Annotated in this window: 25 protein-coding genes; 16 read left to right on the top strand and 9 right to left on the bottom strand. The window is 63.0% G+C overall.

Going from position 1 to position 19,751, the window contains the following annotated elements; all coding sequences use genetic code 11:
* Position 1: 1 nt before the first annotated feature.
* A complete protein-coding gene (locus IF809_RS06375) occupies positions 2 to 1,258 on the bottom strand; it encodes a GTP cyclohydrolase II (protein ID WP_462837123.1) in 1,257 nt (418 codons plus the stop codon).
* 290 nt (positions 1,259 to 1,548) lie between these two features.
* On the opposite strand from IF809_RS06375, the gene IF809_RS06370 reads away from it, so the two are divergent.
* Entirely contained in the window at positions 1,549 to 2,676 is a 1,128-nt protein-coding gene (locus IF809_RS06370; RefSeq protein ID WP_453992918.1) for a threonine synthase, read from the top strand.
* Positions 2,677 to 2,789: 113 nt separating this feature from the next.
* Here IF809_RS06370 and IF809_RS06365 read toward each other — a convergent pair whose 3' ends face one another.
* Both IF809_RS06365 and IF809_RS06360 read right to left on the bottom strand, forming a co-directional pair.
* The gene (locus IF809_RS06365) at positions 2,790 to 3,605 is read right to left on the bottom strand and encodes a DUF2927 domain-containing protein (RefSeq protein WP_462837136.1); all 816 of its coding nucleotides are present in this window, start codon (positions 3,603 to 3,605) and stop codon (positions 2,790 to 2,792) included.
* Positions 3,606 to 3,697: 92 nt separating this feature from the next.
* Complete coding sequence (locus IF809_RS06360) at positions 3,698 to 4,276, bottom strand: L,D-transpeptidase (RefSeq protein ID WP_128968160.1); 579 nt, start codon at positions 4,274 to 4,276, stop codon at positions 3,698 to 3,700.
* Between the two features lie 259 nt (positions 4,277 to 4,535).
* Here IF809_RS06360 and IF809_RS06355 point away from each other — a divergent pair, with 259 nt between their 5' ends.
* Positions 4,536 to 6,083, top strand: a complete 1,548-nt coding sequence (locus IF809_RS06355; protein WP_462837122.1) for an acetolactate synthase large subunit — start codon at positions 4,536 to 4,538, stop codon at positions 6,081 to 6,083.
* Positions 6,084 to 6,119: 36 nt separating this feature from the next.
* Positions 6,120 to 6,638, top strand: a complete 519-nt coding sequence (locus IF809_RS06350) for a hypothetical protein (RefSeq protein ID WP_128968158.1) — start codon at positions 6,120 to 6,122, stop codon at positions 6,636 to 6,638.
* An 87-nt stretch (positions 6,639 to 6,725) separates the two neighbouring features.
* On the opposite strand, the gene IF809_RS06345 is transcribed toward IF809_RS06350, so the two are convergent.
* A complete protein-coding gene (locus IF809_RS06345; protein ID WP_462837121.1) occupies positions 6,726 to 6,953 on the bottom strand; it encodes a hypothetical protein in 228 nt (75 codons plus the stop codon).
* 197 nt (positions 6,954 to 7,150) lie between these two features.
* Entirely contained in the window at positions 7,151 to 8,692 is a 1,542-nt protein-coding gene (locus IF809_RS06340) for a peroxidase family protein (RefSeq protein ID WP_462837120.1), read from the bottom strand.
* 548 nt (positions 8,693 to 9,240) lie between these two features.
* Between IF809_RS06340 and IF809_RS06335 the strand changes: the two genes are divergently transcribed.
* From IF809_RS06335 to IF809_RS06320, 4 genes are all read left to right on the top strand, one after another.
* Positions 9,241 to 9,567 (top strand): hypothetical protein, encoded by a 327-nt coding sequence (locus IF809_RS06335; protein WP_462837119.1) that lies wholly within the window; start codon positions 9,241 to 9,243, stop codon positions 9,565 to 9,567.
* Between the two features lie 150 nt (positions 9,568 to 9,717).
* The gene (locus IF809_RS06330) at positions 9,718 to 10,191 is read left to right on the top strand and encodes a hypothetical protein (protein ID WP_128968155.1); all 474 of its coding nucleotides are present in this window, start codon (positions 9,718 to 9,720) and stop codon (positions 10,189 to 10,191) included.
* Between the two features lie 142 nt (positions 10,192 to 10,333).
* Positions 10,334 to 10,816: a transcription elongation factor GreA gene (gene greA, locus IF809_RS06325; protein ID WP_462837118.1), complete on the top strand. Its 483-nt coding sequence runs from the start codon at positions 10,334 to 10,336 to the stop codon at positions 10,814 to 10,816.
* A 116-nt stretch (positions 10,817 to 10,932) separates the two neighbouring features.
* On the top strand, positions 10,933 to 11,715 hold the full coding sequence (locus tag IF809_RS06320) for a class I SAM-dependent methyltransferase (protein WP_462837117.1): 783 nt from the start codon (positions 10,933 to 10,935) through the stop codon (positions 11,713 to 11,715).
* Between the two features lie 52 nt (positions 11,716 to 11,767).
* Here IF809_RS06320 and IF809_RS06315 read toward each other — a convergent pair whose 3' ends face one another.
* On the bottom strand, positions 11,768 to 11,953 hold the full coding sequence (locus tag IF809_RS06315) for a hypothetical protein (protein WP_128968152.1): 186 nt from the start codon (positions 11,951 to 11,953) through the stop codon (positions 11,768 to 11,770).
* 181 nt (positions 11,954 to 12,134) lie between these two features.
* Here IF809_RS06315 and IF809_RS06310 point away from each other — a divergent pair, with 181 nt between their 5' ends.
* Together IF809_RS06310 and IF809_RS06305 are read left to right on the top strand one after the other, a co-directional pair.
* Positions 12,135 to 12,515 (top strand): response regulator, encoded by a 381-nt coding sequence (locus IF809_RS06310; RefSeq protein ID WP_462837116.1) that lies wholly within the window; start codon positions 12,135 to 12,137, stop codon positions 12,513 to 12,515.
* Positions 12,516 to 12,604: 89 nt separating this feature from the next.
* A complete protein-coding gene (locus tag IF809_RS06305) occupies positions 12,605 to 12,838 on the top strand; it encodes a DUF1488 family protein (protein WP_462837115.1) in 234 nt (77 codons plus the stop codon).
* On the opposite strand, the gene rpsU is transcribed toward IF809_RS06305, so the two are convergent.
* Positions 12,828 to 13,103: a 30S ribosomal protein S21 gene (rpsU, locus tag IF809_RS06300; RefSeq protein ID WP_128969471.1), complete on the bottom strand. Its 276-nt coding sequence runs from the start codon at positions 13,101 to 13,103 to the stop codon at positions 12,828 to 12,830. The two genes, IF809_RS06305 and rpsU, sit on opposite strands and share 11 nt — an antisense overlap.
* Positions 13,104 to 13,520: 417 nt before the next feature.
* Here rpsU and IF809_RS06295 point away from each other — a divergent pair, with 417 nt between their 5' ends.
* From IF809_RS06295 to IF809_RS06285, 3 genes are all read left to right on the top strand, one after another.
* Entirely contained in the window at positions 13,521 to 13,730 is a 210-nt protein-coding gene (locus IF809_RS06295; RefSeq protein ID WP_453980369.1) for a cold-shock protein, read from the top strand.
* Between the two features lie 97 nt (positions 13,731 to 13,827).
* Positions 13,828 to 14,082 (top strand): transcriptional regulator, encoded by a 255-nt coding sequence (locus IF809_RS06290; protein ID WP_462837114.1) that lies wholly within the window; start codon positions 13,828 to 13,830, stop codon positions 14,080 to 14,082.
* 58 nt (positions 14,083 to 14,140) lie between these two features.
* Positions 14,141 to 14,353 (top strand): hypothetical protein, encoded by a 213-nt coding sequence (locus tag IF809_RS06285; RefSeq protein ID WP_462837113.1) that lies wholly within the window; start codon positions 14,141 to 14,143, stop codon positions 14,351 to 14,353.
* A 340-nt stretch (positions 14,354 to 14,693) separates the two neighbouring features.
* Here the strand turns inward: IF809_RS06285 and IF809_RS06280 are convergent, their stop codons facing one another.
* Entirely contained in the window at positions 14,694 to 14,954 is a 261-nt protein-coding gene (locus tag IF809_RS06280; protein ID WP_462837112.1) for a hypothetical protein, read from the bottom strand.
* Between the two features lie 285 nt (positions 14,955 to 15,239).
* Here IF809_RS06280 and IF809_RS06275 point away from each other — a divergent pair, with 285 nt between their 5' ends.
* Both IF809_RS06275 and IF809_RS06270 read left to right on the top strand, forming a co-directional pair.
* A complete protein-coding gene (locus IF809_RS06275; protein ID WP_462837111.1) occupies positions 15,240 to 16,352 on the top strand; it encodes an alpha/beta hydrolase in 1,113 nt (370 codons plus the stop codon).
* A 597-nt stretch (positions 16,353 to 16,949) separates the two neighbouring features.
* A complete protein-coding gene (locus tag IF809_RS06270) occupies positions 16,950 to 18,281 on the top strand; it encodes a tyrosine-type recombinase/integrase (RefSeq protein ID WP_014492323.1) in 1,332 nt (443 codons plus the stop codon).
* Here IF809_RS06270 and IF809_RS06265 read toward each other — a convergent pair.
* On the bottom strand, positions 18,226 to 18,591 hold the full coding sequence (locus tag IF809_RS06265) for a hypothetical protein (RefSeq protein ID WP_014492324.1): 366 nt from the start codon (positions 18,589 to 18,591) through the stop codon (positions 18,226 to 18,228). The two genes, IF809_RS06270 and IF809_RS06265, sit on opposite strands and share 56 nt — an antisense overlap.
* Positions 18,592 to 18,909: 318 nt before the next feature.
* Between IF809_RS06265 and IF809_RS06260 the strand changes: the two genes are divergently transcribed.
* Together IF809_RS06260 and IF809_RS06255 are read left to right on the top strand one after the other, a co-directional pair.
* Positions 18,910 to 19,281, top strand: coding sequence for a hypothetical protein (locus IF809_RS06260; RefSeq protein WP_014492325.1), 372 nt, complete (start codon positions 18,910 to 18,912; stop codon positions 19,279 to 19,281).
* Positions 19,244 to 19,714 carry a hypothetical protein gene (locus IF809_RS06255; RefSeq protein WP_014492326.1) on the top strand — a complete coding sequence of 157 codons (471 nt, stop codon included), beginning with the start codon at positions 19,244 to 19,246 and terminating at the stop codon, positions 19,712 to 19,714. Before IF809_RS06260 ends, IF809_RS06255 begins: the two co-directional genes overlap by 38 nt.
* The last annotated feature ends 37 nt before the right edge of the window (positions 19,715 to 19,751 follow it).

The following is a 19,751-nucleotide window of genomic DNA, read 5'->3' as shown; positions in this document are numbered from 1 at the left end:
ATCAGTATTTTTCCAGCGAACGTCCGACCACGCCCTCGACGTCCTTCTCGGGCGCGATGTCGGTCGAGTAGTAGCCGGCGGCCTTCTTCGCGGCGATCTCGACATAGGCATCGGCCGGGATCAGCTCCGGCGGGATCGGCACGCGCTCGATGATGTCGATTCCTTGCGAGGTCAGCGCGTCGTATTTCATGTCGCTCATCGAGAGGAAGCGGTCGATCCGCTTCAGGCCGAGCCAGTGAATGGTGTCCGGCATCAATTGCTGGAAGCGTGCGTCCTGGACGCCGGCGACGCATTCGGTGCGCTCGAAATAGGCGGCGGCTGCGTCGCCGTCCTCCTGGCGCTTGCGCGCATTGTAGACCAGGAATTTGGTGACCTCGCCGAGCGCGCGGCCTTCCTTGCGATTGTAGACGACGAGCCCGAGCCCGCCCTCCTGCGCGCCGCGCGCGGATTCCTCGATGCCGTGGATCAGATAGGGACGGCAGGTACAGATGTCGGAGCCGAACACGTCCGAGCCGTTGCACTCGTCATGCACGCGGCAGGTGATCCTGGTGCGATGATCAGGCAGCTTTGTCACATCGCCGAACATGTAAACGGTGGTGCCGCCGATCGGGGGCAGGAACACCTTCAGGTCTGGCCGCGTCACGAGCTCCGGAAACATGCCGGCGGTCTGTTCGAACAGCGTGCGGCGCAGCTCGGTCTCGTTGGTGCCGAAGCGCTCGGCAAGGCCGGGCAGATACCAGACCGGATCGATCGCGATCTTCACCACGGACACGCTGCCATTGGCGTGCACGACCTCGCCGTCGGCTCGCAGCCGTTTTGCGGCGAGCGCCTCGCGAATCTCCGGCAGGTCGAGCCGCGCGCGCGTGATCGCGATGCTTGGGCGGATGTCGACGCCTTCGGTGATCTCCTGGCGGAAATTCTCGGCGACCAGATGGCCCCAGGGATCGAGCGCGACGATCTTGGCGGGATCGCGCCATTGCTCGAACGGCCCGATGGTCGCGGCCGGGAAGGTGTTGGTGAGATCCGGGCGCCGGATGGGATCGAGCGCGCCGGCGGAGACGGCGAGTGCGCGGTACATCGCGTAGGAGCCGCCATGGCTGCCGATCACGTTGCGATCGCCTGCCCGAGACACCGTGCCGATGATCGGCCCGCGGGCACGCGCGTCGGCGGCGCCCCAGTGAATCGGAAAGGCGGCCTTGCGGCCGGGCTCGGGGTGCGAGGTGAGGCGGATGTGGTCGGTACGGTTCGCGCGGCTCATGGCCAAACTCCCAAAAAGCCAACGGCCCGCCGCTCGGACGGGCCTGGCTCCACCGCGTGCCGGGACAGAGCCCGGCGACGCAATCCAACATATTGTAGCGGCCAGCCACGACAGACAAGTTAATCGTGCGGGCGGCCAGCCCCCACCGCTAGTCCGGATCGGCAAAGGGCGTCAGAACAGACCCTATATCTATGTAATTGTTCGAATTTTTGAAGGGACCCGTCAGGCGTCTGGATAAAACCCGCATATTCGGACATATCGACCGGATCGGCCTTGCCCCGGAGTGCGCCATGTCCACCGCCAGCTACATCGATCCCCGCAATGGAAAGCTCTATTCCCTCCATGAGCCGCGCTGGTGCTCGGACGAGCGCACGCCGCTGCTGGTGACACCGGGCGCAGGGATTTCGCGGGCGGACATCGACAGCAGCACGCGGTCGCTGTGGCGCTACCGCGCGGCGCTGCCGGTCGAGATCAGGGATCCGATCTCGCTCGGCACCGGATGCACGCCGCTGGTGCAGCAGGGATGGGGCGATCTGCGGCCGTTCTTCAAGCTCGAATGGTTCAATCCGACCGGCAGCTTCAAGGACCGCGGCTCTTCGGTCATGCTGTCGTTCCTGCGGCAGATCGGCGTCAACGCCATTCTGGAGGATTCCTCCGGCAATGGCGGCTCGTCGATGGCAGGGCTCGGTGCCGCCGGCGGCATGCGCGTGAAGATTTTGGCGCCGGCCTCGACATCGCCGGCCAAGATCGCGCAGGTGCGCGCCTACGGCGCCGAGGTGCAGCTCGTCGAGGGTCCGCGCGAGGAGTCGGAGGCGGAAGCTATCAGGCAGTCGAGCCAGACCTTCTATGCCAGCCACAACTGGCAGCCGTTCTTTCTCGAGGGGACCAAATCCTTCGCCTATGAAATCTGGGAAGACCTCGGCTTTCGCGCGCCGGACAACGTCATCGTTCCCGTCGGCGCCGGCAGCAGTCTTCTGGGCTGCGCCTTCGGCTTCCGCGAGCTCCTGAAGGCCGGGCAGATCGCAAAGCTGCCGCGGCTGTTCGCGGCCCAGCCGCTCAACTGCTCGCCGATCGATGCCAGCTTCAAGGCCGGCGTCGATACGCCTGTCGCGCGCGAGGTGAGCAAGACTATCGCCGAAGGCACCGCGATCAAGTCGCCGCTGCGGCTGCGCGAGATCATCGCCGCCTTGCGAGAAAGCGGCGGCGGCACGATCGCGCTCACCGAGGACGAGATCGTCGCCGCGCTGCGGCGTCTGGCGCGGCAGGGCCTGTTCACCGAGCCCACCAGCGCCAGCGCGGCCGCCGCGCTGGAGAAGCTCGCTGGGTGCGGGGCCATCAAGGCGAGCGAGACCACGGTCGTCGTGCTGACCGGCACGGGGCTGAAGGCGGCGACCACGGTGGCTGATTTGGTGGGGTAGGGCAGGGCTATCTCCACAACGTCATTGCGAGCGAAGCGAAGCAATCCAGAACTTTTTCCGCGGAAGCAGTCTGGATTGCTTCGTCGCAAGAGCTCTTCGCAATGACAGCGGGATCACTCCTTCAGATCATTCACCCGCTTCACCCAGGCGCGCACGTCGGCGAGCACGTCGGGCAGCACTTCTCTCACCTCCGGCACGGTCATGCCGGCCTTGATGCGGGGATCGTACAGCAGGTTGAGGATGTACTGGTCGTAGACGTCGAAATAACCCATCGACACATTGTCGTTGAACATCGTCCACGGCACGCTCGATGTGTCGTTGATCGGCCCGAGCGATTGCAGCACCTCCTCATAGGCGCAGTCGAGGAAGGTGAAGTCGCTGACGTCGACGGTGAGGATGACGTCGGAATGCTCGATCTCGAATTGCTCGTTCTTGCGGAAGCCGGACAGGCATTGCGGATCGAGCGAGGTGCGGATCTCGCGCGCCTTCTCCGCGCCGTAGAAGCTGGTGATGGTGCGATAGAGGTCGCGGTCGCGCACCAGCTTCACCCGCACATTCGCCGCCTCGGCGGTCGTGGTCATGGCGATGTCGAGATGCTGCACGTGCTTGCCGATGTCGGCCACCACCTTTGCGAGCTGCGCCTTGCGGTCGGCGCGGTCGGTCTCGGCGAACACACGCACCGGGGCGTCGAACTTGCGGATGCGATCGACGCGGCCGGCGAGATGATACTCGGCGCCGAAGGCGGTCTTGAAGAAACCGTCGACGATCTCGGCGTCGGTAAAGCTCTTCTTTTCGGTGCGCTGGCGCGAGGCGATCGCGGGCAGCTCGCCGGCGATCGCACTGGTCGCGGTGTCAGGCACAGATGTGAGCGCTGCAAACGCCAACAGGGCGAAGCAAAGGGCAGCCGAGGGCGGGTTGAAGGCGCGCATCGTCGCGCAACGCTGCCGCATTCGCCGGCTGCGCACAAGCCCGCAATTCACGCAGTCCGTGGGTTCCCCACCCTTCGGCAGCCTCCGCTCGGCTAGTTGTTCAGCACCACCACCGTGGTGCCGACCGAGACGCGGCCGTAGAGGTCGGTGACGTCGTCATTGGTCATGCGGAAGCAGCCCGAGGAGACGGCCTGGCCGATCGTCTCCGGCTCGTTGGAGCCGTGGATGCGGTAGAGCGTCGAGCCCAGATACATCGCGCGCGCTCCGAGCGGGTTCTCGATGCCGCCCTTCATGTGACGCGGCAAATCGGGCCGGCGCGCGATCATCTGCGACGGCGGCGTCCAGTCCGGCCACTCCTTCTTGGCGGTGATCTTGTGCACGCCGCCCCAGCGGAAACCGTCGCGGCCGACGCCGATGCCGTAGCGCAGCGCCTGGCCGTTCTGCAGCACCAGGTAAAGCCGGCGCTCGGCGGTGTTCACCACGATCGTGCCGGGGGCGTAGTTGCCGTTGTACATCACGGTGGTGCGGGGGATCGGGTTGGCGCCGCCGCGGAAGAAGTTCGGGCCGCCGCCCATGATGTCGCGGGAGTCGTACTCTTCGGCGAAGGCGCCGCCGGCCGTGACGGCCAGCAATGCGATGGCGGCAATCGGCGCGGCAAAAATCCGGATCATGGTTTCTCCCAGCAAAAAATCGATTCAACACAGGCCAGAGGCCATATTTTCGGGCATTCCGCAAGCCACGGCCCCGTGAGGCGGTGATGCTTAACGATTGGCGTTACCAAATCGGCAACCCGGCCAATTTGCTTGAAAGCGTTAGCCAAGCCCGCGCCTTGCCGCGCGGGGCAGGGCCGCAATGGCCACTCTTGCTTTGACGGCACGAGCGAACAATGATTGGGATCACTGGAAATCGCCGGTTGCGGGAGCAGACAGAATGAACGGTGCGGAAAGCCTGGTGCGGACAATGGTCAAGGGCGGGGTGGACGTCTGCTTCACCAACCCCGGCACCTCCGAGATGCATTTTGTCGCAGCGCTCGACCGCGTGCCGGGCATGCGCTGCGTGCTCGGCCTGTTCGAAGGCGTGGTGACGGGCGCCGCCGACGGCTATTTCCGCATGAAGGGCACGCCCGCCTCGACCCTGCTGCATCTCGGTCCGGGCCTCGCCAACGGCCTTGCCAATCTGCACAACGCCAAGAAAGCCAATTCCGGGATCGTCAACATCGTCGGCCAGCATGCCGTCTACCACATCGACTACAACGCGCCGCTGACCTCCGACATCGAGGGTCTGGCCCGGCCGATGTCGTCCTGGGTCCGCACCTCGCCGAATTCCAAATCGGTCGCCGCCGACGGCGCCGCCGCGATCGCCGCCGCCAAAAGCGCCCCGCCGCAGATCGCGACCCTGATCCTGCCCGCCGATACCGCCTGGAACAAAGCCGACGGCATCGCCGAGGTGCCGGCCGAGCAGCAGCGCGCCAGCTACTCTCCGCAAGCGGTCGAGCAGGCCGCCAAGATCCTGCACGGCGACGGCGAGGGCACGCTGCTGCTGATGACCGGCAGTGCGCTGAGCGAACAGGGCCTGGCGCTGGCCGAGCGCATCGCGGGCAAGACCGGCTGCACGGTGATGGGCCCGACCTTCCGTCCCCGCATGGCGCGCGGCCGCGGCCGCTTCTCGATCGACCGCATCCACTACGTGATCGAGAACGCGCTGCCGATGCTGGCCAGGTTCCGTCACATCGTGCTGGTCGAGTCCGACGATCCCGTCGCGTTCTTCGCCTATCCGAACAAGCCGAGCATGCTCAAGCCCGAGGGCTGCGAGGTCCATCGCATGACCGCCTGGGGCGAGAATTCGGTCGCGGCGCTCGAAGCGCTGGCCGGCGCGGTCAAGGCCAGCGCCAAGGACATCAAGCCGCAGGCGTTGCAGGAACTGGTCAAGCCGACCGGCGCGCTCACCTTCGCATCGATCGCGCAGGCGATCGCGTGCGCGATCCCCGAGAACGCGATCATGGTCGACGAGTCCCTGACCACCGGCCGCGGCTTCTTCCCGCCGACGGCGGCGGCCGCGCCGCACGACTGGCTGCAGAACATGGGCGGCTCGATCGGCTTCTCGACGCCGCTGTCGATCGGCGCCGCGATCGCCTGCCCCGACCGCAAGGTCATCACCATGGTCGGCGACGGCAGCGCGATGTACACGATCCAGTCGCTGTGGACGCAGGCCCGCGAGAACCTCGATATCGTCACCATCGTTTTCGCCAACCGCATCTACCAGATCCTGCGCGGCGAGTTCGACAATGTCGGCGCGGGCGAGCCCGGCCAGCGCGCCAACGACATGCTGCGGCTCGATCGCCCGACGCTCGACTTCGTCGCGCTGGCCAAGGGCATGGGCGTACCCGGCCGCGCCGTCACCAATGCCGACGAGTTCAACAAGGCGCTGGCGGAAGCCGTCGCCGAGCCGGGGCCGCGGCTGATCGAAGTGCAGATGTAGGGGCGCGTCACAGAGCGCCGAGAGCCCGGAGGCTGGATGCAGACCGAGCTGAACAAGGTGATCACGGCACTCCGGGACTTCTACGCCCACGAAGGATTCCTGTTCGAGAAGGATGTCGGCGAGCGGGCGATCACGCATCGCTTCGCCGTCTATCTCGAGCGGCAGTTTCCAGGCTGGGCGGTCGATTGCAACTACGACCGGCTCGGCGAGCGCACGCTGCATCTGCCGCACGGCGCGATCATCTCGACCGACGATCATCTGGGCAAGTCGATTTACCCTGACGTCGTGGTGCACCAGCGCGAGATTCCGAACAATCTGCTCTCCGTCGAGATCCGCAAGGCGAGCAATCACACCCCGCTTGAACACGACCAGCACAAACTGAAGGCGATGACCGATCCGCATGTCTGGTTCGCCTATTGGATCGGCGTGCTGCTGGTGCTGGACAAGCCCGGCGTGACCATGTCGGAGGTCTATCTCAGCGGCGTCTCCGATGAGCAGCAGTCGCGATGGTTCGCGGCGCGGCTCGAGGAGAGCGGTCTTGGGGCGATGAAATAGGGCGTCCACTTACCGCGTCAGAGGCGCGCGGATCTGCACAACTCGCGCGCCTCAAGGGCACTTCACGGGCCTCGGCTGAACAACCGTTCAGAGCGGCCGCCAGCGACGCGGATGGTGCCGGTAATAATCGTAGTCGTGATCGCAGTCGTCGTAACCGTAACCATGACCATAGTAGCCGGGGGAGCCGAGCACGATGGTGATACCACCCCGATGGTGCGAGCCGCCGAACTCAAATGCGGAGGCGGAGGTTGGGGCCAAAGCGGCCGTGCCCAATAAGGCCGCGGCAGCTGCAAGAAGCGAGAATTTGCGCAACATGGATCGTTCCTCTCTGATGGTTGGTCGATGTCATTATCGACCCTCGCAGCATGGACCATGCGAGGACGCCCGACTGTGACTTCAGGCACGTTCGGTTTGCGCTCGGGACGCTGTTCATCCCATCCCCCTGGCGAGACGTGAATCACGAGGCCGCTCGCATCACACGAGCGGCCCCTGCATTCTCGACCGTCGCGACGTCAATGCAGCGCGGCTCCCTGGCCCAGCGCGTAGGTCACCAGATCCTTCAGCTTGAAATCGGGACCGGTCACCGGCGCCCAGTTCGGGTCGAGCGACAGCACGGAGGAGGCGTCGCCGAACATCATGCCGAGGAAGACCTCGGCGACGATGCGGCCGCCGACCGGACCGAGCTGCGGCGTGTTGATGCCGCCCGCTGGCGCACCGGTGGCCGGGACCGCGACCGCGGTCTGGAACTGACGCGCTTCGGCGAGGATGTAGGTCCAGAGCGGACAATTGCCTTTGAACACGCCGTTGGCAATCGAGGCGATCGGGACTTGCGGATCGGCCGCCCCGGGGACGTCGACGGCACGGCCGATGATGATCTGCTCGTCGGTCAGCGGCGTCACGTGCATCGCCCTGGCGACCGCCTGGCCCGACGGCAGGCCGAGCCGCCAGCCGCGTTCGAGATTACGCAACGCCAGTGACGACGGATTGGAGGCGACCTCCGGCGGCAGCTTGCGCAAGGGATCGACCAGCGAGGTGTCGATGCGATAGGCGAGCTGGAGCCGCCGCTTGTTGTCGGGATTGGTGCCGTCGTCCTCGACGCCGTAGGGGCGCGTGTCGATGTCGATGAAACGTCCCCAATCGATGGCGCGCCCCGGTCCCATGCTGCGGAAACCGGTCAGCGCGTTGTTGTCGGGGTTGTTGGGATCGGGGAATATCTGCAGCAGCATGTTGTCGGCGTCGTTGAGCCGGTAGCCGGGCCGGATCATCGAGTGTCCGAGCCGATAGGCTGCGACCGAAAACTCGACCGGCATGTAGGGATACGTCTTCCAGTGATAATAGGCGAGCTTGCTGCGGTCGTAGCGCCCGCCGGTCTTGAGATCGTTCAGCACGCCGGCATTGACGATGCGCGGCAGGAAGTCGTTCAGCACGACGTATTGATAATGGAAGCGCACGCGCTGCTGCACGTCCTGGAAGGAGAGCGTGTCATTGTCGTCGACCATGCGGTTGTGGAAGCGCAGCATCAGCCCCTGCAGCTGCGAGACGATGCTGTTCTCGTCGTTGCGGGGATCGCCGATGAGCGCTCGGCCCTTGAAGCGCGGCAGGTCGAAGGCGTTGGATACGCCGGTGCCGGTCAAGGTCTCGCCGAGCAGGAACTTGCCGTTGCTGTCGTACATATAGGGCTGGTCGCCCGGTCCGCGTCCATAGAGATTGTCCAGGTCGAACGACGGCGTGCGGAAATCGACGAGGCCGTCCGGGTCCTGCTGCTTGGTCAGCGAGCTCACGGGATCGAAGGTGATGTCGTGATCGATGAACTGGCCGAAATAGGTGTAGAGCGCGGGAATTCCGCTCTCCTCGGCGTCGGGGCTGTCCTTCGGTCCATCGAAATCGCCGACCATGTTGTCGGCGAGCGCCGCGAGATTTGCGATGTTGTCGGCATCGTTCGGGCCGAATTTCGCCGGCGTCAGGGTGCGGAACATGCGGCCGAAGCGGCCTTGTGACAGCGGCGAGCGGGTGGCGTTGAGACCGCGGGGCGCAATGGCGTGACGACTGCTCATAAAGATCCTCCATGAAAACTGACGACGGCAGGCAATGAGAGCTGAAGTTGTTCGTCATAAGAGATGCATGTGAGGCTAGATGGCGGAATCCGGCGTCGCTATGCGCTGCTTCACACATTGCGCGATGTCGATCCGGTTCCATCCGCGAGCGTTGCGATCAAGCTGCGGATGCGCTTTGCGAATTCTTCGCGTGCCGACGCCGAATAACATTCTCGTCATCGGAAGTTCGGACGCCAAGCAAGGCCAGCTTCGCCAGCCCGTCAGGCGAAACGATTCCGGTGCCGAATATCGTGCTCGCGTCAAAATTGCAGCGTTCTCCCCGCGAGGCCTTCACGTGTTCCGGGACTCACCCGACACGGTTGTCGTGCGCGTCCTGGTCGCGGAGCGTGCGCTGCGTCGGGCTTGCGCCTATGATGCGGCAAGCCGTCGTGACAACGTGATCTCGGCCACAGTTTGCAGCCCTGGTCCCGCCTACCGTCGGTGGACTTGGACGCATGATTCCCCGGGCTGACGCTTCCGTCATCGGGGATCAGGTATTGGAGGTTCGGATGCGACAATCATATTTGCTGGCTGCGGCCGCGGCACTGCCGCTTGTCATGCAAACACCGCTGGCGCTGGCGCAGACGGCGCCAGCTGCGGGCGGCACGCCGGCGGCGGCAAGCACCACGACGCCGGCCGCGACCACCGCGCCGGCCGCGTCCACCGACAATCCGGCTCCGCCAGCGGAGTCGAAGAAGAGCGCCCAGAAGAAGCCGAAGAAGATGACGCGGCGCCAGGAGATCGATCATTCGATCGACACCGGGACCGTCCCTGCGCGCTATCGCAGCTCCGTGCCGAAACAATATCAGCAATATATTCCGTTCGAGAAGCAGTGACCGGTCGCGCCGCGGCGCGAGGCGCGCCCGCCTTGCGCCGCGACGAACCCGGTCGGGAGCCATGCAGCAGAGAGGGCTCGATCTGACCGGCGGACCCTGTGGCAGCCCACGGTGCCGGTGCTAGACTGGTGCCAGCCGGGGGGAGCCGTGATGAGTGACGACGCAAAGGATGCTGGCCTTGTGGCCATGATCAGCAGCATCCTGGGAGGCAACAAGCGCGCGGAGCCTGCCAGCCCGCCGCCGCTTGCCGACGTCGCGCCAGCGGCCGCACCCGTGCCGGACGTCGCGCAAATCCCGGAGGCGGAGTCTCCGAAGCTCCAGGATGCATCCGGTGATGCCGTATCGGCCCCGAAGGCGGTCGCGCCTGCCGCTCAATCCCTGACGCCGGACGGCAAGCGACTGCTGCCGGCGGAGGCGATCGCCGAGCTCGTGCTGGGCGAGCTGCGCAAGCTCGAAGACTTTCCGGCGTCGGGCGTCTCGGTAACGGTCTATGGCTACCGGAACTGGAACGCGATGCTCACCTTCGCGCCGTTCTCGACCAGCTTCCAGAACGCCACCCGGTTCCGCCAGGCCTTGCCCGACCTCGTCCTCAAGCTCCGCCGTTTCGTCGAACTTGAGATATAAGGTTTCGACGGCAGTCAGTTGAATCGGCGCGAGCCGAGAACTCGTCCACCTCTCCCGGAGGGAGAGGGTCGGATCGCATCGAAGGTGCGATCCGGGTGAGGGGTTTCGGCCTCGCCTAAAATCTTTCGACAGGATTTTCGAATTGAGCGTCGCCTTTACCAAAGAAGAGAGCGCCGAGACCGCCTCCGAAACGTTGCTGCCGGATCGTCCGATCTCGCCGCATCCGAACCTCGTGACGGAGACGGGCTTGCAGGCATTGCAGGGCCAGCTGCAGGCCGCGCGTGAAGCCTATGAAGCCGCGCAAGCGATCGACGACGTCAACGAGAAGCGCCGGCAATCGGCGGCACCCTTGCGCGATATCAGATATCTCGCCGAACGCCTGCGCACCGCGCAGCTCGTTGCCGCCCCGTCCTCCAGCGAGACGGTCGCCTTCGGCAGCACCGTGACCTTCAGCCGCGCCGACGGCCGCGTGCAGACCTACCGCATCGTCGGCGAGGACGAAGCCGACCCGAAGGCCGGCTCGATCTCGTTCGTCTCGCCGGTTGCAAGATGCCTGATGGGAAAAGCCGTCGGCGATGTGGTCGGCGCGGGGGCCCAGGAACTCGAGATCGTCGCAATCGCTTAGCGAGCCAGGCCGGCGCGGTCATCGCTCCGTCAAGCAAAAACCGTAAGTTGATCAAAATTGGAGATGATCCTCGCCTTCGGGGCGGTCGGCAAAACTTTGCTTGGAGCGAGGTTGATATGTCGTTGAGCAAGGCCTTCAATGAGCGATTGACGGAACTGAAGTTTCATCCTGCCGTTCTCGCGGTCAGACAGATCAAGAAGCGTCTGGCCGATAGCGGACCTGCACTGCGCCTCAAGTTCAATACCCAGAAGCGCGACGAGATAATCGGCGAGTACAAGCGCGGATCGAGCGTGCAGGATATCATCGACTTCACCAAGCATCATATGGGCACCGGCTCGTGCCAGATCGAGACGGAGATCTCGTCGGCGCTCGACTACATCGCCGCATCCGCTCCCAAGACCGTCGTTGAAATCGGCACGTTGAACGGCGGAACGTCGCTCCTGTTCGGACGATTTCTTCCCACCATGGAGACGATGATCTGCATCGATCTGCATGTGAAGAACAAGGAAATGCTGAAGCTGCTGGCCACACCGAAGCAGCACTGGACGTTCTTCGACATGCCGTCCTACGCGGACGACAGCGTCAGGCGCGTCGAGAGATTTCTGGACGGTCGACAGATCGACGCCTTGTTCATCGATGGCGATCATCGCTATGAAGGCGTCAAGCAGGACTTCCTGTGCTACCGGCCGTTCGTTCGCGAAGGCGGTATCATCCTGTTTCACGACATCTGCGAATCCAGCGGCAACACCAGCGCCTGGGCTGGTGGTGTCCCGCAGCTATGGCGCGAATTGTCGCCGCACTACGAGCACAGGGAATTCATCCAGAACCGCAGCCAGGAAGGCTTTGGCATCGGCGCGCTGAAATACACCAGGGCGGCGAACCCGTTTCCGTCGGCGTGAGGCCGGGCAGGCACAGAGCCCGGAGGGACGACGGCGCCTGTCAAAGGCGCCGTTAGTCAGTGGGCTGGTCCGTGGCAGGCGATCCCTCGTGCTCTTGCGGGTGCGCTTCCAGCCAATCAGCCAGGACCTTGTATTCGCGAGCCATTTTCTGGAGCTCGGCTTTGGTCTTCTTGTGCCCGGTGATGGCCGCCTGAACACGGCAGTCGCTTTCCAGCGCGCGGTACTTGCGATGTGGCATCGCGATCCCCTGTCACGAACGGGGCAACTTCTAGCCGATATTCCCCGGTCGGAAACTTAACTGGGATATGTTTTTGCCGGCCAGGTCCTGTTGCTGGACTCGGTGTCATGGAACCTAATTCCAGTTGGGAACTTAGCCCCGACCGCAGGCCGCGGCTGGAGGCAGGGTTTTGAGAAATCCATTGTTGCCGATCCTGATCGTCGAGGACGATTTCTTCATCACCGAAATGGTCCGCACCGCCTTGGCCGAGGGTGGCTTCCAATCGGAGGTGGTGACCTCGGGCGAGCAAGCTATTCCGCTGTTGGAAGACAAGCATTCTGAATACCGGGCGCTCGTGACGGACATCAATTTACAAGGCAAGCTTACTGGGTGGGACGTTGCCAAACGGGCCAGGGAGCTCGGCCCGGATATCCCGGTCGTGTACATGACCGGCGCTGCCGCGGAGGAGTGGCCGTCGCATGGCGTGCCCAAGAGCGTGCTGCTGCAAAAGCCCTTTGCCCCGGCCCAGATCGTGACTGCGATCTCGCAGTTGCTGAATCAGATTCCACCTCCGCACGAATAGGCTCCGCTTCTCTGAGACGATGGTTTTGCGCCGGCCTTGGCTGGATCGCTTGACCGATCTGATATGCGCCGCCGACGGCTGCTGATCGGATGATCGTCCGGTTTTCGATGCAGGACAGTGCCAGGGAGGTTCTTTGCGCGATCTCGACCTCCGCGATGGATGATCTCGAGCCTGGCCCGCGAGTCAGGCCCGAGCAGCGGGAAGCACAGTTCACCCGCCTGCGGGACCGCATCGAAGCACGGGCGGCGAGTAAATACAGCGCGACCGAGTTCGAAGGCACTCCGCCCGGGATCGTGCTGCGCGGAATCGATTTCAGGCCGTAGGAGCCTTGATTTCCGGCAAGGGGGGCTTGCGCTCGAACGGCTTCTTTTTCGGTGGTGCGGGCAACAGCCCTTCCCGGATCGCCTGCTTACGCGCGAGCTTGCGCGCGCGGCGAATGGCTTCGGATTTCTCGCGCGTCTTTCTTTCCGACGGCTTCTCGTAGGAGCGCCGCTGCTTCATCTCCCGGAAGACGCCTTCGCGCTGCATCTTCTTCTTGAGAACGCGAAGCGCCTGTTCAACGTTGTTGTCTCTGACGACGACCTGCATTGATGTCCCTCGCTTGAGGCTGCAAATGCCACGCGTCCTGCAAGCAGCCAATTGCGCAGGAGCTTCATTGCGATTTTTCAGGATGGTAGACGCGACATTTGTCGCGAGCTTCGCATCGGTCGACGCTCTTTCACGCGCGATGCAGCCTCGGCCGTCACGTGAACACTCTCGCGCCGACAAGTCAATCGCTAAGGCCTGCCGCATCTCGGCAGACTCCGCAGCAACGAGTGGCCGAAAACTAAATCGGCTTCCGCCCTTGTAAAAGAACGCGAGAGGTGTATATTGAATTTGTTCGATCAGCCGCTGTGCCTTGTTGAATGCGCCCGCGGGCTCCTTTTCCAAAGACATCGACGAAGTTGAAAATGTCCGCGTGATTGTCGCGCGGCATGGATGCGCTCGTGCGCTTTGGAGAAGAGAATGACGACAGGTACCGTGAAGTGGTTCAACGGCCAAAAGGGCTTTGGATTCATTCAGCCGAACGACGGCAGCAATGATGTGTTCGTTCACATCAGCGCCGTCGAGCGCGCCGGTCTTGCGGGTCTTGCAGAAGGCCAGAAGATCAATTTCGAGACCAAGACCGACAAGATGCGAGGCAAGGTCAGCGCTGAGAATCTCTCGCTGGCTTGATATCGTGGCGCCGTTTCACGGATGTACTGAAACGGCCACTTGGCCCGCTCGATCCCCGGATTGAGCGGGTTTCGTCGCGTCCAAAACGGAGTGAAGCATGAGCGCCAGGAAAGCGGCCGAGCTGTCACCCGAGGGCCTCGCGCGTTCCGATCGTAAGCGCCTCGCCGCTGAAGAGAGCCTGCGCGCACTGGCAGACGTCGAAAAGCAGGCCATCGAAGTGCGCCAAAACATGGCGCGGCTTCGAGCCATCCGCGAGGCCAAGGAACGCGAGAAGCAGGCGGCCGACGCCGCTCTTCAAGCCACGCTGCCTTCACCCACGACTAAGAAGCGTAAGAGCAAAACGGCGCGATAGCCGTCCTCAGAATCGTCGCAGTCATTGAAGGCCGATCCCATTCCGGAGAGTGCAGGCCGTGCGCAGAGTCAAATCGGACCACGGAACTATCACTTTCTTCGTCGCGTTCGGCGCGGTCAGGCAGATGTGCCGGCTTGCGACCACCTTCGACACCCAGAAGCAGGCGTTCAGTTATCTTCAGAAGCATCGAACGGAGTTCGAGCAGATGGCGCGCACGCGCCTTGCTTCGGGAGAGCTCGAGGACGGCGTCGTCGTGCTTTCGATGCTTTGATCAATTCGGCCTCGCCTAGACCGGCGGTTCTGCGAGGTTCGCGATCCGGTGAGCTCTTTCGCGCTCCCGGATGCCAAATATGATCTCGACGGCTAAGCCCTCCTGTCGCGCGGGCTCCGCTGCTCCACCTCCCGCGCCAGGCGCTCAGCTTTCAGCCGTTCCCTGTTCGCGTGGAAAGCCTGTTGCGCCTTCTCGTAATCGGTCGCGACTTTTTCCGGGGGCTGCTTGAAATAATTGTTTGCCGCCTTTGCGGCAGGCGATCGAAACTGCTGTCTCATCTCTTGTCCTCTGTGTCTCTCATGATCGAAATTCCTCGGTCGGGACTTCCTGATTGATCAGCTCAGTCCCTGACCGATTTGTTGCGTCTCGGCCGGTCAATTCGTACGCGGCCGAACTCTTCGGGGCCGTCGAGTAAATCCCGCTTGCGGAGCGCCCGCGTATCCGCCGTTGTCGTTACATCGCCGATGCGGTCGAGCGTATCGCCAGCTATTTTCCTCGCGCGCCGCTTCTGCCGATCCTGGTTGGTGTCCGCTGCGAGTCCCAGCTCCACCAGGCGACAGATCGCTTCAGTCAGGGTCGAGACGTCGTTCTGACGAGCCATCCAAGCCGTGATGGCTCTCGACAGCGATTGCGAGGGGCGAAAGCCGACAGTGTGAGCAGGACGACCGCTGTGTTTCGGTGTTTTCATCGAGCCCAGCGTTGCAGGATTTGGCCTGACCTGGCGCTTGCCACCGGCCGTAAGGTCAACCCCCGATCCCCCGATGCGTTCCTCAATAAAGGCGAGAGAGCAGCGGCGTAACGGGAGCGACGGTTTAAGCGCTTCTTCTTGGGGAGGGGCGATTCATGGTCCTTCGCTTCGATTTCAGGCCGAAGGGCGACAAGGCGCTTGAACCGCGCCTGCTCCCGGCTAAGCTTCCGCCCGACCGCGCCGGAGGGTGCCGGCGCCAGGGAGGGTTACGACATGCAGGCCTCGGCGCTGTTTGGTGTTCTGGCTGCCGTGATCTTCGGCAGTTCCGCTCTCGCTCAATCGAAGGCGCTTGTGACCGAAGAGGCGATGGTCAAGTCGAGCGATCCCGGCATCGAGATCTACGTCCGTAACAAGCGGCCCGCCGACATGACGAGCTTCAGGCCCGAGCAGACGATCATCTATGTCCACGGGGCGACCTATCCCTCCGAGACGGCCTTCGATCTCAAGCTCGATGGTCTGTCCTGGATGGAGTACATCGCATCGCGCGGCTATGACGTCTGGCTGCTGGATCTCCGCGGCTACGGCAGGTCGACGCGTCCCGCGGAGATGGCGGACAAGCCTGACGCCAATGCGCCTATTGTGACGGGCGAGACCGCGGTCAAGGACATCGGATCGGTGGTGGATTTCGTGCTCCAGCGTCGCAACATTCCGCGCGTCAACCTGCTGGGCTGGTCGTGGGGCACCACGCTAATGGCCACGTACACGACGCAAAACGCCTCCAAGGTGGAACGTCTGGTGCTGTACGCGCCTTCCTGGATACGGCAAACCGCATCGCTGGTGCAGGCGGGGCCAGGCAGGCTCGGCGCCTACCGTACCGTGACGAGAGAGCAGGCCAGGGAGAGGTGGTACACGGGCGTTCCCGAAGACAAGAAGGGAGACCTCATTCCGGCAGGTTGGTTCGATGCATGGGCGGATGCGACGTTCGCGACCGATCCGGTCGGCGCCGCGATGACGCCGCCGGTCCTGCGTGCGCCGAACGGCGTCGTTCAGGACGGCCAGCAATATTCTGGCGCCGGCAAACCCTACTACGATCCCGCGAAGATCACCGTGCCGACGCTGTTGGTCCATGCCGAATGGGACAAGGACACTCCGCCCTATATGGCGCAAGCGCTCTTCCCGCTCCTGACGAACTCGCCCGGCAAACGCTACGTCCAGCTCGCCGAGGGAACACACACCATCATCATGGAAAAGAATCGCCTCAAGCTGTTCGAGGCCGTCCAGGCTTTCTTGGACGAGGGGCGGAAGGATTGATCCTGGTGGGAGAGACCAGGGCTCGCCCGTGGAAGCGCGTTTGAGCGCCCGAGGAGCAATTTTCTTTCCTCGGACAATGCCATCATGCCCCTGTTTTGCCCGACGGAGCAAGTCAATTTCGGAAAAATCGCAAGCCTTGACCCGATGGAGGTCGGCTACTGTGCATGGGGTTGTTTTCGACATTTTGATCGCGCGGGAGCAAGACGGCCGAGTCCGTCGACACTCTTCGAGCTATGCCGAAAACGCTTCGCCATCATTGGGCGTGGCTGCGCCACGCCAAGCCTCTTGGCGAAGAATGGTGGGCGCACAAGGGATCGAACCTTGGACCTCTCCCGTGTGAACCACAATCCGTAGACCCGAGCTAACCAAATCCGGCCATAGTTGAGGTGTAAAAACTCCTTAAATTAATGAGAGTTATGGCCTACTACGGCTATAAGAGCCCATACCTGACCTTACTACATTTTGTATGCCCCCGTTGTGCCCGCCGCGGATATTCCCTTGGGGCACACAAACGGGGGAGGTCTGAGACCCGGTTCTGTTCGAGGCTCACCGCCCTTCTTGCGGGGCACACTGGGGCACAGAGAGAGGGAAGGAATCATGACGGAGCCGGCCAACCAGCTGACACTCACCGATGCGGTGATCCGCAACGCAACGCTGCCGCCGGGTAAGGCGCAGCATTATCTCCACGACGACAAGCTGCCCGGCCTCGCCTTGCGCATGCGCGCCACCGGCGGCCGGACCTGGGTCTACCTCTTCACCAAGCCGGGGGTGAGGGGGACCCAGCGCAAGACCCTCGGCGCGTGGCCCAAATATAATGAGAAGGCCGCCCGCAAGGCCGCCACCATCGCCGCAGGCGAAGTCGTCAAGGGCTTGGACCCGAACGACGCGAAGCGCGAGGCGAGGCGGCAACAGGCAGCCGAGAAGCAGCGCACCACGCTCGCGACCCTCATTGTTGAAGATGGTCCTTACCAGACGTCTATGACCGAACGTCAAGTCGTCAACTGGAAGCCAGCAATGTCGGCGCTGCGGCGCGGGCTCAAGGATCACGCCGAGAGCGGCGTGGGGGACCTGACGCGACGGCAGATCATGGCTGCGGTCGATAAGATTGCCAAGACCGGCAAGCGTGGTGCAGCCAAGGACTTGCGCAAGCACGTGCATACTTTGCTCGAATGGTGCGTCGGTGAGGGCTATGTCGAGCACAACGTGCTCGCCGGCTATCGCGCGCCCAAGGAAACCCGCGCGCAAAGGGTCGGACGCCGAACGAAGGGCCGCGCGCTGACCGATGAGGAAATCATCAAAGTCTGGGATGCATCCGGCAAGCTCGGGGCTTTTGGTCTCCTGGCTCGCATGTGCCTGCTCGGTGGCCCGCGCCGCAGCGAGCCTACCATGATCGAGTGGCGAAAGCACATCATGGATGACCGTATCACCTTCGATGCGGCGTGGACCAAGATGGGCCTGCACCACGACGTGCCGCGCACCCACCTCGCAAACGAGGTGCTCGCGGCCGCCAAACACTTCCAGCGCGCAACGTCCGACTATGTCTTCCCGTCACCAAAGACCGGCGGCCAGATGTCCGGGTTCACCAAGATGGTCAACCGCCTGGTCAAGGAAGCGGGTGTTGCCAAGTTTACCATGCATGACCTAAGGCGCAGCTTACGAACCGTCATGTCTCGCTGCGGCTACGACAACGAAATCCAGCGGCTGTGTGTCGGGCAAAGGCCAAGCGGAATCGATCAGGTCTACAATCACGACGAACAGTGGATCATCCGCAAAATGGCGTTCGAAGCGGCTCACGACTACATTGCGGAGTTGGTCGGCGCGAAACGGGTCGGCAAAATCGTGCGCCTGCAGCGGACGAATCCGCTTGACCCGATCAAGGCCGAGCTCCTCGGCCGTCTCCGTGAGCATTATGCGGCTGAGGCATCTTAGTGGTCTTATCGCACTTGGCCAGATAGTCGCGTACCGCATCGACACGATAGAGGGGGCGGCCATCGACGTAGCGCCATTTCAGCGGGTGGCTCGGATTGCGCCGCCACTGCTCCAACGCGCCGGGCGTACGCCGGATGACCGCGGCCGCCTCAAATGCCGTCAAATTAGAGCTGCCCGGCAGCGTATCGATATCGAACGTCGCGGGCGGCGGCATGCCACGGTTCTTGCGACGGCGATTCGCCCGCGGTATTTTGCTGGAACCTGCCGACCCAAATGCCTCGATCCCAATCTTTTCGTCTTTGCCGCGCATGCCTCCGCCCCGAACCATGATCGGTCTGGGCAATAAGATCGTAGGCTGCTCCGGCAAGAAAGAAACCAAGTGCGCAGGTATGGTTGCTGGGTAGCTGTGGCGTACAAATAGGACGAACCGGTTCCAGCCCGGCAGACCTTCGGCCTCATAACCTGAAGGTCATAGGTTCAAATCTATCCCCGCAACCAAATTTCTGATGTAATACAACGGGTTGGGCGAAAGCCTAACCCTTTAATTTTTCGTAAATGGCCTAGCACGCGCCTAGCACAAAATTCGACTTTTTGGTTCCCTGCGCTAAAATGCACGTGGAGGTGCATGATGGCCAGGCACGAGCTTCTAGGTGGTCTGATTCAGGTATACCGGCGAAACGGCCGGTATTGGCACTGTTCGGCCTCCATCGACGGCCGCCAACACCGCAGCACGACCGGAGAGGAAGATCTCTCCCTCGCCAAGCAGTTTGCGGAGGACTCGTTTATCGGTCTTCGTGGGAAGGCGCGGGAGGGGCTGTTGGTGAATGAGAAGACCTTTCGCCAAGCCGCTGACCAATTCCTGAAAGAGTATGAGGTGATCACCGAGGGCCAGCGCAGCGAGCGCTGGGTCCAGGGTTACGAGATCAGGCTTCGCCTGCACCTGTTGCCGTTCTTCAGGCAAGGTGCAGGAATATCGCCTACACCGGATCGCAACGTCTAAGACCGGCAAGGCGCCCGCGCGCAGCACTATCCACGACGAGGTCGTGACGTTGCGGCAGGTGTTGAAGACTGCCATTCGCCATGAATGGCTCGCGCACCTGCCGGACTTCTCTCCTCCTTATAAGACTTCGGGGAAGGTGGTGCATCGGCCGTGGTTCAGCCCCGAGGAATACAAGCAGCTCTACGAAACCACGCGGGCGCACGCGAAGGCCAGCCAGATCCACCACCGTTGGAGTGCCGAGCAATTGCATGATTACGTCCTGTTCTTGGCCAACACCGGCTTGCGGCCGGATGAGGCCAAGAACCTCCAGCATCGCGACGTGACCATTGTTGAGGACGAACGTAGCGGCGAGCGCATCCTGGAAATCGAGGTGCGCGGCAAGCGGGGCGTCGGCTACTGCAAGAGCATGCCGAGCGCGGTGCGACCCCTATGAGCGGCTGCTAGGCCGCGCGAAATACGTGAAGCAGGGC

The sequence above is a fragment of the Bradyrhizobium sp. UFLA06-24 genome (assembly GCF_054967145.1).
Note: the sequence above shows the minus strand (reverse complement) of the source record. Positions and strands in the feature narration are given on the sequence as shown.